Origin of the sequence: uncultured Bradyrhizobium sp. (genome assembly GCF_936928535.1) — a bacterium.
In the GTDB taxonomy this organism is placed as follows: Bacteria; Pseudomonadota; Alphaproteobacteria; order Rhizobiales; family Xanthobacteraceae; genus Bradyrhizobium.
This window is the reverse complement of the sequence record NZ_CAKZHY010000091.1, coordinates 102,462-116,212: the sequence shown is the minus strand read 5'-3', so window position 1 is coordinate 116,212 and position 13,751 is coordinate 102,462. Positions and strand designations below refer to the sequence as shown.

The 13,751-nt window shown below is 65.1% G+C and carries 9 protein-coding genes and 1 tRNA gene; 6 read left to right on the top strand and 4 right to left on the bottom strand.

Annotated elements, in window-relative coordinates:
• Positions 1 to 74 precede the first annotated feature (74 nt).
• Entirely contained in the window at positions 75 to 857 is a 783-nt protein-coding gene (locus Q0687_RS14210; RefSeq protein ID WP_298877647.1) for a hypothetical protein, read from the top strand.
• A gap of 305 nt (positions 858 to 1,162) precedes the next feature.
• Here the strand turns inward: Q0687_RS14210 and Q0687_RS14205 are convergent, their stop codons facing one another.
• On the bottom strand, positions 1,163 to 1,327 hold the full coding sequence (locus Q0687_RS14205) for a hypothetical protein (protein ID WP_298877646.1): 165 nt from the start codon (positions 1,325 to 1,327) through the stop codon (positions 1,163 to 1,165).
• Between the two features lie 339 nt (positions 1,328 to 1,666).
• Between Q0687_RS14205 and Q0687_RS14200 the strand changes: the two genes are divergently transcribed.
• The gene (locus tag Q0687_RS14200) at positions 1,667 to 1,798 is read left to right on the top strand and encodes a hypothetical protein (protein WP_298877644.1); all 132 of its coding nucleotides are present in this window, start codon (positions 1,667 to 1,669) and stop codon (positions 1,796 to 1,798) included.
• Positions 1,799 to 1,899: 101 nt separating this feature from the next.
• Here the strand turns inward: Q0687_RS14200 and Q0687_RS14195 are convergent, their stop codons facing one another.
• From Q0687_RS14195 to Q0687_RS14185, 3 genes are all read right to left on the bottom strand, one after another.
• Positions 1,900 to 2,136 carry a hypothetical protein gene (locus tag Q0687_RS14195; RefSeq protein ID WP_298877642.1) on the bottom strand — a complete coding sequence of 79 codons (237 nt, stop codon included), beginning with the start codon at positions 2,134 to 2,136 and terminating at the stop codon, positions 1,900 to 1,902.
• A 337-nt stretch (positions 2,137 to 2,473) separates the two neighbouring features.
• Positions 2,474 to 2,860, bottom strand: coding sequence for a hypothetical protein (locus tag Q0687_RS14190; protein ID WP_298877640.1), 387 nt, complete (start codon positions 2,858 to 2,860; stop codon positions 2,474 to 2,476).
• A 343-nt stretch (positions 2,861 to 3,203) separates the two neighbouring features.
• Positions 3,204 to 3,280: transfer RNA gene (locus Q0687_RS14185), tRNA-Arg, on the bottom strand.
• A gap of 403 nt (positions 3,281 to 3,683) precedes the next feature.
• Here Q0687_RS14185 and Q0687_RS14180 point away from each other — a divergent pair.
• The 4 genes from Q0687_RS14180 to Q0687_RS14165 all read left to right on the top strand — a co-directional run bounded on the left by Q0687_RS14180 (position 3,684) and on the right by Q0687_RS14165 (position 13,710).
• Positions 3,684 to 8,888: an alpha-2-macroglobulin gene (locus Q0687_RS14180; RefSeq protein WP_298877638.1), complete on the top strand. Its 5,205-nt coding sequence runs from the start codon at positions 3,684 to 3,686 to the stop codon at positions 8,886 to 8,888.
• A gap of 134 nt (positions 8,889 to 9,022) precedes the next feature.
• Positions 9,023 to 11,083 carry a penicillin-binding protein 1C gene (gene pbpC, locus Q0687_RS14175; RefSeq protein WP_298877636.1) on the top strand — a complete coding sequence of 687 codons (2,061 nt, stop codon included), beginning with the start codon at positions 9,023 to 9,025 and terminating at the stop codon, positions 11,081 to 11,083.
• A gap of 50 nt (positions 11,084 to 11,133) precedes the next feature.
• The gene (locus tag Q0687_RS14170; protein WP_298877635.1) at positions 11,134 to 12,876 is read left to right on the top strand and encodes a glycosyltransferase family 39 protein; all 1,743 of its coding nucleotides are present in this window, start codon (positions 11,134 to 11,136) and stop codon (positions 12,874 to 12,876) included.
• Entirely contained in the window at positions 12,877 to 13,710 is an 834-nt protein-coding gene (locus Q0687_RS14165) for a phosphatase PAP2 family protein (RefSeq protein ID WP_298877633.1), read from the top strand.
• The last annotated feature ends 41 nt before the right edge of the window (positions 13,711 to 13,751 follow it).

Here is a 13,751-nt window from a genome sequence, read left to right as displayed (position 1 = left end):
GCATCAGCCAATTGCGATTCGATCGTCTATTGCGCGGGCCACGGCAAATTCTGAAAGTAGGGGGTTAGGCACCGATGAGTGCGTCCAGCCGCATGAAGATCATCATTCCCGTGGTTTCGGCCATGTCGCTGCTGGCATTGTCCGCGCAGGCGCAGGACGCAGGTCCGCCCAGGGACTCCGTCAAGCCGGGGCAGGGCGCGGGTAGCCCGCCGCCCGCCAATCAGACCATGCGCAAAGGTCCTCCACCGCAGGCGGGGCGACCCGCCCCCCAACCCGGTGGTCAGGCCCATGTGACCCCCGGACCCGGTCCGCACAATGCCGGCGGGCCGCCCCCTCGACCCGGCCACACCATGGCGCGCGGTCCGGCGCCGGCACGCGACTGGGGTGGACATGCCTACCGTGGCAATCTGGCCTGGGAGGGCGGACGTTGGCGTCATGAGGTCCACAATGGCCGCCCCGGCTGGTGGTGGGACGTCGGCGGCGTCTGGTACTATTATCCGCAGCGGATGGACGGCCCGCCCGCCTATATCTCCGAAGAGTATGTGGACGACGCGCCGGTGGCCTACGCGCCGCCGCCGGGTCCGCCCGTGGCCTTCGAACCACCGCCGCCCCCGCCGCCGGCCCCCGATCCCGGCGCGAGCGCGCTGGGTGGCGCCATCATCGGCGGTGTGCTCGGCGGACTGATTTCCGGCAGAGCCTCCGGCGCAGCCGCAGGTGCCGTCATTGGTGGTGCGACGGGCGCCATCGCGGGAGCAACGGCCGCTTCGCGTCCCGGCTACTATATCGCCGAGGGTGTTTGCTACTACCGCTATCCGAGCGGCCAGTATGTGCAGGCCGATCCGCGCGCCTGCTACTGAGCTTGAGCGAGATTCTGAACTGAATGAGGCGGGCCGAGGCCCGCCTCATTTGTTTTCGGAAATCGCGGCAGCCCGTATTTTTGCAGGCGGATCCTTGTGGCGGCGCACAACAAATGCCTCAAATTTCCACTAGCGCTCGTTACGCCCTCACGCGATTGATCAAAGAAAAAATCGAAGGTGATTCGCGGGGATGGGAAATATGCTGGATGCGATCCAGATCAGCCTAGCGCTGTGGGCCATGATCGTTTGCGGGGGCATCAAGGGCGTGCAGATCGTGCACTACCTGTTTTAGCGCGCGATCCGCGCTACGAAACAAGCCAGGTCAGGAATGCCATTGCGGCCCAGACCAGGGCGCCGATCCACGCGGTCATGACGATGGCGATGGTTGCGAGAAAGGCGAGGCCGTGCAGGTCGGCCTTGCGCGTTGGCGCGGGCGCTTGTGCTTCATGTCTCATGAGGGGAACAGCCATCGATCCTCGGTCGCGTTCTGCGGGAGCGCTATGCTGCTTTTTAGCGAATGCGCCGGGCTACGGCTGTGATGCAATTCACAGATCGGCGCAAATGAATGCGCCTCACCGCTTGGTGCGTACGATCAGCACAAGCGCGCAAAGCGGGGCGTTAGCGCGCAGTTTGAAACCGCCAGTGCAATTCTATGGGGACCACAATTAGAGCGTGCCGAAATCGTCGGAAACACGTCCCGTTCTCCGCAATCATACGGACGAAATTGCCACGTACTTGTCCCGATCGAGCGGTTAGAGTCGGCACTCATGTGTACCAATTACGATCCACAGCATGAAGCTGAGGCCGCAATGAAGCGCGCCGCGGAGTCGGAAGGCTCCGACCGGCAACGCCTGATCGAACTGGCGTTGGCCTGGCATCAGCTTGCGCGTGATCGTCGCGATGACGAGCCGAGTGCGGCGACCGATGGCATTCGGCCCTAGGGCCCGTTTGATTCCCACCCGTCGAGCATCCCGACAAATACGGCGTCCACCGCGTGCGTTGCATCGCTGAGCAAGGCAGCGATGGCCGCGCAAGGCCGAGGTCACTCGACCGTTGATGCCGGCTTCTGATGACCGCGGTGAGTCCGTGCCTGAACAGCGGAGGCGACTTGATGCTGGCTCATCGCGGCATCCGCGATGGAGGCCTGCGCTATTTCGATACGCTTTGCGATCGTGCCCGAGCTGACGTCTGCGACGCCGGCGTCGATTGCCAGATACGACATCGCGATGAGTGCCACGGCAAAGGCGATCCCCATTCTCGTCAAGTCGGGCAGCTGCATCAAAAGTCCTTTTTGAGCGCAATGGCTCGCCGCGTTTAGATAGGACACACCTTTCGGGTTCAAAGCCCGCGGCAAGCCGGCCCACGCGTTCGTGAAACACGACAGATTTGCGATGGAAGGCCACGTGGCGCGTTAACGATGAAGCTCGTGCGGCTTTCGTTTTGCCGGCACCGAATATTGCGGGCCACAGAAACAGTTGGCGCTGGTCCCTTCGTGACATGAAACACAGAGGAATGCGTTTTTATGCCGCTAGATGGCGCGCATCCGGTGACAGCCGGAACTTGGAAGTCATGGCGTAAGTGTCGGATGAACCGGTAACTCCGCGCTGGCGGGCCTTTCAATAATAGCGGCGGCGTGGACGGGGTTCGTAGTAGTCGCCGCCGTAATAGTCTTGTCGGCCCTGCTGAAACTGAGGAGGGACGGTGCCGGTCGGGTAGCATTGGCCGTCTCGAATATCGATGTCGGCGCCATTACCGCAAGGAACTGGATAGCGGCCATATCCACCGCGGCGATAATAGTATTGTCGCGCGGCCTGCTCTTGCGGGGGCAAGTATCCGTTTGGATAGCACATGCCGTCGCGAGCGCTGATGTCCCACCCGTTGCCGCACGGAGGCGGTTTGACCGGCACGCCGTATTGGACGGTGTTAATCTCGGGTGAAGCGTCAATTGGCGCTGGGGAGCCGACGAGAAGCGCAAGGGTGGCCGCGGCAATGCTCATGATCATGATCTAACTTCCTTTCGAGCAAGGTGGCGCAGACGTGCTGAATGCGCGGTGAATGGCCCGCCAGCGATAACGCCGGCCCGCTCAGCCAGTTCACGGCGGATTTGCTCCCACAATTCGCGAACGATGATTCCAGGCAACATCCCGAGGACGAGCGATCGTTGGAGCGCTCCGGCTGCGAACCGAAAGCGAAGTGGCGTGTTGCTGCCGTGTCGCGTGGAGCGATTTGTAATGTCGCGTACGCCGCCGAAATCACTGCGACGGGTTGGGAACGCCGCGCATCACGGATCGCAATGAAGAACGGAGGCGAAACGCGGCCAAGGTCTTGATCCGCAAGCTGAAAGGCTGGCGATCCCGGCAGGAATCGAACCTGCAACCCTCAGAGTAGAAATCTGATGCTCTATCCAGTTGAGCTACGGGACCGTTCTGGTCAGCCCGGTTTGGGGCCGGCTGTTCATATATCATGGCAATATGAAAAATCTGGTCTTTCGCCAAGCCTGAACCGAACCGTTTTCCTCAGTGCTGCGACAAACCGGAACGGCGGAGTGTCAGGGTGCCGGGTTGAGCGGCAGCGGACTGGACGACGGATTACGTCGCCGGCAACGCTGACCAGCTTCCGGGACACGGTTGCCGGTCGACTGGTCCGATACTGCCTGCGCCACAGGACGGCGTGCGCGGCGGTAACGTGATCGGTCTCCCTCTGGGCGTGCCTTGCCATGGCGAATGCGACGTTTTGCACCTTTGGTTCCATCGCCATGAGTCCGTCACCTTTCCGCACACATTATCGCTGCCGCGGCGCTCGTCCGCGATTTCCGGGAGTCCTTCCATGATTGGTCTGGTTCGCGCCGTCGCTCTCTGCGCCGTGCTGGCGTTTGGCCTCTGCGCTGCGCAGGCAGCGGACAAGGCATTCAAGCGTGACGATCTCGCCGATTCCGCGATCAAGCTCGAGGCGCAAATCAAGAGTGAAGCGGGGCCGGTCGCCAAGACCAACGCGACACTGAAAACCGACGCCGACGCCGCCTTCAGGCGCAACGATTACCGCACCTGGCTCTCGGTCCTCGGCCAGATCGCCGCCACCACGCCTGATGATGCCGGTAACTGGCTGCGGCTCGCAAAGGTCATCTTCCAGATCACGCCGAAGAGCTCGAGCGAGCAGACGTTCCTCTGGGAGCGCGCCTCGACCGCCGCCTACATCGCTTACATGCGCGCGGGTAATCAGGGGGAGGAGGCCGATGCGCTTGCGGTGCTCGGCAGGTCGCTCGCCGAACGGCACCTGTTCCGGCCGGCGCTCGACGCGTTGCGGCTGTCACTGGACATGCGCGAGGTCGCCGATGTCCGCGGCCAATACGAAAAGCTGCGCGACGAGCACGGCTTCCGTCTGCTCGATTATACCGTGGACTCGGATTCAGCGAGCCCGCGCGCCTGCTTCCAGTTCTCGGAAGAGCTCGCCAAGCGCACCGATTTCGCGCCGTTCCTCGCGCTCGCCGGTCAGGACAAGCCGGCGCTGTCGGCCGAGGGCAAGCAGCTCTGCGTCGATGGGCTGAAGCATGGCGAGCGCTACAACATCAATCTGCGTGCCGGGCTGCCGTCCACCGTCAAGGAAGGCCTGCCGAAATCGGCCGAGTTCAACATCTATGTGCGCGACCGCAAGCCGTTCGTGCGCTTCACCAGCCGCGCCTATGTGTTGCCACGAACCGGCCAACGCGGCATTCCCGTGGTCAGCGTCAACACGCCTGCCGTGAACATCAACGTTTACAGGATCGGCGACCGCAATCTGATCAACACGGTCGTCGACAGCGACTTCCAGAAGACGTTGTCGAAGTACCAGCTCTCGGATCTCGGTGACGAGCGCGGCGTAAAAGTCTGGTCCGGCGAGCTTGCGACCGCGATGACACTGAACCAGGACGTCATCACCGCGTTCCCGGTCGACCAGGCGCTGGGTGAGCTCCAGCCCGGCGTCTATGTGATGACGGCTGCGGCCAAGGGGCCGGGCAGCGACGACGATTACCAACTCGCAACGCAATGGTTCATCGTCTCCGATCTCGGTGTCACGGCCTATTCCGGCAATGACGGCATCCACGTCTTCGTCAATTCGCTGGCCTCGACCGATCCGGTCGGCAAAGCCGAGGTGCGGCTGGTCGCCCGCAACAATGAGATTTTGGCGACACGCAAGACCGACGATGCCGGTCATGTGCTGTTTGAGGCGGGCCTCGCGCGCGGCGAGGGCGGCCTGTCGCCGGCGATGCTGACGGTGACAGCCGAGAAGGCCGACTATGCCTTCCTCAGCCTGAAGACCTCGGCCTTCGACCTGTCCGATCGCGGCGTCGCGGGTCGCGCCGTGCCCGCGGGCGCCGATGCTTTCGTCTATGCCGAGCGCGGCGTCTATCGCTCCAACGAGACCGTTTATCTGACGGCGCTGCTGCGTGACGGGCAGGGCAATGCAGTCAATGGCGGGCCGCTGACCCTGGTGATCGAGCGCCCTGATGGCGTCGAGTTCCGCCGCGCCGTGCTGGCTGACCAGGGCGCCGGCGGCCGCACGCTGTCCGTGCCGCTCAACTCGGCCGTTCCGACCGGGACGTGGCGGGTGCGCGCCTTCACCGATCCGAAGGGGTCTTCGGTCGGCGAGACCACCTTCATGGTCGAGGATTACGTCCCTGATCGGATCGAATTCGATTTGTCCGCCAAGGACAAGCTGATCAAAGCTAACGCTCCTGTAGAGCTTAAGGCGGACGGCCATTTCCTCTATGGCGCCCCCGCCTCGGGCCTCAGCCTTGAAGGCGACATGCTGATCGCGCCCGCGAGCGAGCGCCCGGGCTATGCCGGCTACCAGTTCGGCGTCGATGACGAGCAGACCACCTCGAACGAGCGCACGCCACTGGAGAACCTGCCCGAGGCCGACGCCAATGGCGTTGCGACCTTCCCGGTGACGCTGGACAAGCAGCCCGCCTCGACCCGTCCGCAGGAAGCGCAGATCTTCATCCGCATGGTCGAGACCGGCGGCCGTGCGGTCGAGCGCAAGCTCGTTCTGCCGGTCGCGCCTGCGACCGCCCTGATCGGCATCAAGCCGCTGTTCGGCGACAAGAACGTCGCGGAGGGCGACAAGGCCGAGTTCGACGTCGTGTTCGTCTCGCCCGAGGGCAAGACCTTGCCGCGCGATGGCCTGCGCTACGAGCTCCTGAAGATGGAGTCACGCTACCAGTGGTACCGCCAAAACAATTATTGGGAGTACGAGCCGGTCAAGTCGACCTCGCGCGTCGCCGACGGTGATGTCACCATCGCCGCCGACAAGCCGACCCGCATCTCGCTGGCGCCGCGCCCCGGCCGCTACCGGCTGGACGTGAAGTCGAACGATGCCGACGGCCCGGTGACCTCGGTGCAGTTCGACGTCGGCTGGTATTCCGACGGCAGCGCCGACACGCCGGACCTGCTGGAGACCTCGATCGACAAGCCGCAATACGCGTCAGGCGACACCATGACGGTGTCGGTCAACGTCCGCTCCGCCGGCAAGCTGACCGTCAACGTCGTTGGCGACCGTCTGCTGACGACCCAGACCATCGACGTCAAGGAAGGTACCGCGCAGGTGAAGCTTCCGGTCGGCAAGGACTGGGGCACTGGCGCCTATGTGGTGACGACGCTGCGTCGTCCGCTCGATGCGGCCGCCCAGCGTATGCCGGGCCGTGCGATCGGCCTGAAATGGTTCGGGATCGACAAGCAGGCGCGCACGTTACAAGTGAAGCTGACGCCGCCCGATCTGATCCGGCCGAATTCGATGCTCAAGATCCCGGTGAAGCTCGACGGGCTCAATCCGGGCGAGGATGCCAAGATCGTCATCGCCGCGGTCGACGTCGGCATTCTCAACCTCACCAACTACAAGCCGCCGGCACCGGACGATTACTATCTCGGCCAGCGCCAGTTGACCGCGGAGATCCGCGACCTCTACGGGCAGCTGATCGACGGCATGTCGGGCACGCGCGGCCAGATCAAATCGGGTGGCGACGCGGGTGCAGCCGAATTGCAGGGCTCGCCGCCCGCGCAGAAGCCGCTGGCGCTCTATTCGGGCATCGTCACCGTCGGCGCAGACGGCACGGCGGAAGTCAGCTTCGACATTCCGGAGTTCGCCGGCACCGCGCGTGTGATGGCGGTGGCGTGGACCGCAACGAAGCTCGGCCGCGCCAACACCGACGTCGTGATCCGCGATCCCGTGGTGCTGACCACGACCCTGCCGCGCTTCCTGCTCAACGGCGACCACGGCACGGCCAATCTCGAGATCGACAATGTCGAGGGCCAGGCCGGCGATTATGTCATCGGCGTCAAGACCGGCGGCCCGGTGAAGATGACCGGTAACCCTGCGACCACCGTCACGCTCGCCGCCAAGCAGCGCAATTCGTTTGCGCTGGCACTCGACGCGACCGCGGCGGGGCAGGCGACGCTCGACGTCGATATCAAGGGGCCGAACGGCCTCACGCTCGCTCGCCACTACACACTCGACGTCAAGGCGGCGACGCAGGTGCTGGCGCGGCGCTCGATCCGCACGTTGGCAAAAGGCGAGAGCCTGACGCTGACCTCGGACATGTTCTCCGACCTGGTGCCGGGCACCGGCAGCGTCTCGGTCTCGGCGAGCCTGTCCACAGCACTCGATGCGGCGACCATCCTCAAGGCGCTCGATCGCTATCCCTATGGTTGCTCGGAGCAGATCACGAGCCGCGCGATGCCGCTGCTCTATGTCAACGACCTCGCGGTCGGCGCGCATCTGGCCATGGATACCGAGGTCGATCAGCGCATCCGCGACGCCATCGAGCGGCTGTTGGCCCGTCAGGGCTCCAACGGCTCGTTCGGGCTGTGGTCGGCCGGCGGCGACGACGCCTGGCTCGATGCCTACGTGACTGACTTCCTGACCCGCGCCCGTGAAAAGGGTTTTGTGGTGCCTGATATCCTGTTCAAGAACGCGCTCGATCGCATCAGGAACTCGGTCGTCAACGGCAACGAGCCGGAGAAGGACGGTGGCCGCGATCTCGCCTACGGCCTCTACGTGCTCGCCCGCAACGGCGCTGCGCCGATCGGCGACCTCCGCTATCTCGCTGACACCAAGCTGAACAATCTGGCGACGCCGATCGCCAAATCCCAGCTTGCGGCAGCGCTCGCTCTGGTTGGCGACCGCAACCGCGCCGAGCGGGTCTATGGCGCAGCGCTCGACAGCCTCGCACCGAAGCCGGTGCTCGAGTTCGGTCGTACTGACTATGGCTCGCAGCTCCGCGATGCCGCAGCGCTGGTCTCGCTTGCGAGCGAAGGCAACGCACCGAAGGCGACGCTGACGCAGGCGGTCGCGCGGGTCGAGACTGCGCGCGGGCTCACGCCCTACACCTCCACGCAGGAGAATGCGTGGCTGGTGCTGGCGGCGCGGGCGCTGGCGAAGGAAAACCTCTCGATCGAGGTCGACGGCCAGCCGGTCAAGACTGCGCTCTATCGCAGCTACAAGGCTGATACGCTGAGCGGCAAGCCGCTGAAGATCACCAATACCGGCGATGCGCCGGTTCAGGCGGTGGTCTCGGTCTCGGGCTCGCCGGTGACGCCGGAGCCGGCCGCGTCGAACGGCTTCAAGATCGAGCGGAACTATTTCACGCTCGATGGCAAGCCGGCCGATATCAGCAAGGTCAAGCAGAACGATCGCTATGCCGTGGTGTTGAAGATTACGGAAGCCAAGCCCGAGTTCGGCCACATCATGGTGTCCGACTATCTGCCCGCGGGCCTCGAGATCGACAACCCGAAGCTGGTGTCGTCGGGCGATAGCGGCACGCTGGACTGGATCGAGGATGGTGAGGAGCCCGAGAATACCGAATTCCGCGACGACCGCTTCACCGCGGCTGTCGACCGGGCCTCGGACTCCAAGGCGGTCTTCACCGTCGCCTATGTCGTGCGCGTGGTCTCACCCGGCAAATACGTGCTGCCGCAGGCCTATGTCGAGGACATGTACAACCCCTCGCGCTATGGCCGCACGGGGACGGGTACGGTCGAGGTGCGGGCGGCGAAGTGAGTGGTGAGATGAGCGAGGCTGATCATAGCTCTCGTCATTCCGGGATGGTCCGAAGGACCAGACCCGGAATCTCGAGATTCCGGGTTCGGCTCTTCGAGCCGCCCCGGAATGACGGCGGAGAGCGGAGCGCGACTATGCGCGTCCTCTCTGCCATCGCATTCGCGTTCATCCTCGCCATCATCGGCTTCGTCGCTTGGGTCTACTCGCTCGGCCCGCTGCCGCTCGATGAGGCGCGTCGCGTCTCGACGACCGTTGTCGATCGCAACGGCAAGCTGCTGCGTGCCTACGCGATGGCTGACGGGCGCTGGCGTCTGCCGGTCGATGCCAAGGCCAATGTCGATCCGACTTACCTGAAGCTGCTGTTCGCCTATGAGGACCAGCGCTTCTATGCCCATGACGGCATCGACCCGCTGGCGCTCGGCCGGGCTGCGGTGCAGCTCGTCACGCGCGGGCATATCGTGTCGGGCGGCTCGACGATCTCGATGCAGCTGGCGCGGCTGATGGAGCCGCGGCGGCAGCGCTCGCTTTACGCAAAGCTGCACCAGATGGTCCGCGCGATCGAGCTGGAGCGCAGCTTGAGCAAGGACGAGATCCTCGACCTCTACCTCGCGCTCGCGCCCTATGGCGGCAATCTCGAAGGCATCCGTGCCGCATCGATCGCCTATCTCGGCAAGGAGCCGAAGCGGCTGTCGCTGGCGGAAGCCGCGCTGCTGGTCGCGCTGCCGCAATCGCCGGAGACGCGCCGGCTCGACCGTTATCCGGAGGCCGCACGCATCGCACGCAATCGCGTGCTCGACCGCATGGTCGAGGAGCATGTGGTCAGCCTTGACGATGCGAAGCAGGCCAAGGCCGTGCCGGTCCCGAAATTGCGCAAGCCGATTCCGATCCTGGCGCCGCATGCCTCCGATAACGCGCTGGCGACGGTCAAGGACGCGCCTGTTATCAAGCTGACGCTGGACTCCAATCTGCAGAAGGTGCTGGAGCCGCTGGCCCACGACCGCGCCATTGCGCTCGGGCCGAACATCTCGGTCGGCATCATCGTCGTCGACGTCGAGAGCGGCGACGTGCTCGCCCGGGTCGGGTCGGCGGATTATTTCGACGAGAGCCGGGCAGGGCAGGTCGACATGACCCGCGCCATCCGCTCGCCGGGTTCGACGCTCAAACCGTTCATCTATGGCCTCGCTTTCGAGGACGGCTTTGTTCACCCCGATAGTCTGATCGACGATCGGCCGGTGCGGTTCGGCTCCTATGCGCCGGAAAATTTCGACATGACGTTCCAGGGCACGGTGCCGGTGAAGAAGGCGCTGCAGATGTCATTGAACGTGCCGGCGATCGTCCTGCTCGACCGCGTCGGCTCGAGCCGGCTGGCCTCGCGGCTGCGGCAGGCCGGCGGCAATCTGGTTCTGCCCAAGGACGAGGCACCCGGCCTTGCCATGGGCCTCGGCGGCGTCGGCGTCACGCTTCAGGATCTGGTGCAGCTCTATGCAGGCTTCGCCCGGCTCGGAACCACCAGGCCACTGCGTGAGATCATGGCTGCCGGGGATGATCGCGAGCCGCTGCGGCTCCTCGACCCGGTGGCGGCCTGGCAGGTCGGCAATGTGCTGATGGGAACCCCGCCGCCGGAGAACGCGGTCCACAACCGTATCGCGTTCAAGACCGGCACCTCCTACGGCTATCGCGACGCCTGGTCGGTCGGCTTCGACGGCCGCATGACCATCGGCGTCTGGGTCGGCCGGCCCGATGGCGCGCCGGTTCCCGGCCTAATCGGCCGCATCGCCGCCGCGCCCATCCTGTTCGATGCCTTCGCGCGGACCGGAAAGACGCTAACCCCACTGCCCAGGCCGCCGAAGGGAACCCTGATTGCCAGCAACGCGAAGTTGCCATTGCCGTTGAAGCGGTTCCGTCCGGTTGGGGAACTCGTCCGGGCCGGCGGCGAGCAGGCGCTGCATATCCAGTTCCCGCTCAATGGCAGCAGGATCGACGTGGATCGGTCGGGCGGCAGTGAGGCTGCTGCCATGCCCGTCAAGGTCGCCGGCGGGGTGTTGCCGATGACTGTCATGGTCAACGGAACGGCACGCGGCGAGATCGACGGACGGCGCCAGCGCCTGATCGATCCGCCCGGCCCGGGCTTTGCAAGGCTGACCGTGATCGACGCCACGGGCGCCGCGGACACAGTCGTCATTCGAATTCAATGATGCGGCCTTAAGCGGTTGTGGCGATGGCGGTTTCAGCGTAAGCGGAACCAATGGCCGAGACCTATCCGACTCCCCGATTTGGAGCGCCCCGAGAGCCGAAAACGCCCGTGAATCCGGGCAGCCGGCTCGTGCTGATGCTCGACTTTGTCACCGCCAGCCATGCCCGCGCCGTGAGCTTCATGGTGTTGTGCGCGCTGCTTCTGTTTCTGCCGGGATTTTTCACCATCCCGCCCGTCGACCGCGATGAGGCACGTTTCGCGCAGGCCACCAAGCAGATGGTCGAGAGCCGCGACTATGTGGACATTCGCTTCCAGGAGGACGTTCGCTACAAGAAGCCGGTCGGCATCTATTGGTTGCAATCCGCGGCCGTCGAGATTGCGACGGCGCTGAAGTTGCCCAAGGCCGAATTGCGCATCTGGGTCTATCGGCTGCCCTCGTTGATCGGTGCGGTCGGCGCGGTGCTGATGACCTATTGGACGGCGCTGGGCTTCGTCACGCGGCGCGCGGCGGTGCTTGCCGCGCTACTGATGGCCGCCTCCGTGCTGCTCGGTGTAGAGGCTCGGCTCGCCAAGACGGATGCCGTGCTGCTGTTCACGGTGGTTGCCGCAATGGGAGCGATGTCGCGCGCCTATCTGTCCTGGCAGCGTGCCGAGGACGAAGCCCATCCGCCCTGGAGCTGGCCCGCGATCTTCTGGACCGCGCTCGCGGTCGGCATCCTGATCAAAGGCCCGCTGATCCTGATGTTCGCGGGGCTGACCATCGTCGCGCTCGCGATCCAGGACCGCGATGCCTCCTGGCTGTGGCGCTTGCGCCCGGTCTGGGGCCTGATGTGGATGCTGGTGCTGGTGTTGCCCTGGTTCGTCGCGATCTTCTGGCGCGCCGGCGATGCCTTCTTTGCGGATTCCGTCGGCGGCGACATGTTGAGCAAGATCGGCGCGCAGGAATCCCATGGCGCGCCGCCCGGCGTCTATCTGGCGCTGTTCTGGATCACCTTCTGGCCCGGTGCGCCGCTCGCAGCGATGGCAGCGCCGGCGGTGTGGCGAGCGCGGCGTGAGCCCGGCGCGCAATTCCTGCTGGCCTGGCTGATCCCGTCCTGGATCGTGTTCGAGGCGGTGCTGACCAAGCTGCCGCATTACGTGCTGCCGCTCTATCCGGCGATTGCGATCCTCACCGTCGGCGCGCTGGAGCGGAACGTGCTGTCGCGCTCCTGGCTGGCGCGCGGCTCGGCTTGGTGGTTCGCAATTCCAGCGGGCGGTTCGATCATCGCGGTGGTCGGCGCCGTCATGCTGACGCGGCAGCCGGCCTTCGTGGCGTGGCCGTTCATCGCGGCCTCGCTGATCTTCGGCCTGTTCGCCTGGTGGCTGTTCGACACCAATCGCTCCGAGCGTTCGGTGCTCAACGCGCTGGTGGCCGCGCTGATGCTGGCCGTCGTGATCTACGGCATCGTGCTGCCATCGTTGACGCCGCTGTTTCCGAGCATCGAGATCGCGCGCGCGCTGCGCAATGTGACTTGCGTCGGCCCGAGGGCGGCGTCAGCAGGCTATGCCGAGCCGAGTCTCGTCTTCCTGACCGGCACCCAGACGCTGTTGACTGACGGATCGGGCGCTGCCGATTTCCTCCGGCAGGGAAGTTGCCGGTTCGCGCTGGTCGAGCAGCGCTCGGAGCGCAGCTTCGTGCAGCGCGCCGAGGCGATCGGGCTGCGCTACAAGGTCGGCGCGCGCATCGACGGCTATAATTTCTCGCAAGGGCGCGCGATCTCGATCTCGATCTTCCGTTCGGAGGGCACCGAGTAAATGCCCGTTGCGCCGACCATCGCGCCGCGCGCCAGCTACCCCGCGCAGCTGCTTGCGGTCGCGGGAGGCGCGCTGGCGCAGCTCGTGCGTGCGCCCTCGCATTCGCGCCGCGCTGCGGCTGCACGAAAGCTGGCGCGGCATTCGCTGTGGCTCAGCGCGGCGGGCGCGGCCTTGGTGATCGTGCTGATGCTCGCGTTCGACCAGACGGAGATCCAGCTGATGCCGGCGCGCGGCACGGCCTGGCTGTGGCCGATCCGCATCCTCACCGATTTCGGCAAGGACGAGTACGTCCTTGCCGTGCTGGCCATCGCGCTCGTGGCGGTCGGACTCGTTGCGGCGGGATTGCACGGCACACGCCGCGCGGCGTTGCTCGGCCTCGGCACCCGGCTGCAATATGTGTTTCTATCCGTTGCCCTGTCGGTGTTCGTCGCCGAGATCCTGAAATTCGTCATCGGGCGCGGCAGGCCCTTTGTCGGCGGCAAGGCCAATCCGTTCAACTTCGTCCCGTTCCAGGGCACGGAGGCCTATTTCAGCCTGCCATCCGCGCATGCGGTCACGGCGTTCGCCCTTGCCTTTGCGGTCTCGGCGCTCTGGCCGCGCCTGCGCGTGGTCATGTTCATCTACGCGCTTCTGATCCTGCTGACGCGGCTCGTGCTGCTCGCGCATCACCCGAGTGATGTCACGGCTGGCGCCCTGGTCGGGATCGTCAGCGCCATGGCCGTTCGGTACTGGTTTGCGGCCCGCAGGCTCGGCTTTGCCATCCGCGCCGACGGCACCGTCGCGCCGCTTCCCGGACCCCTCAAAAGGGTTGCCCGCGGCCCATCCGCCCCATAAAAGCGGCTGCTTCCCGGGCCTGGGGTTCCCAGGTCGCGGGC

Excerpts from the sequence above, each read along its gene's own strand:
- Q0687_RS14180 (WP_298877638.1), top strand. The coding sequence starts at position 3,684 with ATGATTGGTCTGGTTCGCGCCGTCGCTCTCTGCGCCGTGCTGGCGTTT.
- Q0687_RS14195 (WP_298877642.1), bottom strand. The coding sequence starts at position 2,136 with ATGCAGCTGCCCGACTTGACGAGAATGGGGATCGCCTTTGCCGTGGCA.
- Q0687_RS14190 (WP_298877640.1), bottom strand. The coding sequence starts at position 2,860 with ATGATCATGAGCATTGCCGCGGCCACCCTTGCGCTTCTCGTCGGCTCC.
- Q0687_RS14210 (WP_298877647.1), top strand. The coding sequence starts at position 75 with ATGAGTGCGTCCAGCCGCATGAAGATCATCATTCCCGTGGTTTCGGCC.
- Q0687_RS14170 (WP_298877635.1), top strand. The coding sequence starts at position 11,134 with ATGGCCGAGACCTATCCGACTCCCCGATTTGGAGCGCCCCGAGAGCCG.
- Q0687_RS14165 (WP_298877633.1), top strand. The coding sequence starts at position 12,877 with ATGCCCGTTGCGCCGACCATCGCGCCGCGCGCCAGCTACCCCGCGCAG.
- pbpC (WP_298877636.1), top strand. The coding sequence starts at position 9,023 with ATGCGCGTCCTCTCTGCCATCGCATTCGCGTTCATCCTCGCCATCATC.
- Q0687_RS14205 (WP_298877646.1), bottom strand. The coding sequence starts at position 1,327 with ATGGCTGTTCCCCTCATGAGACATGAAGCACAAGCGCCCGCGCCAACG.
- Q0687_RS14200 (WP_298877644.1), top strand. The coding sequence starts at position 1,667 with ATGAAGCGCGCCGCGGAGTCGGAAGGCTCCGACCGGCAACGCCTGATC.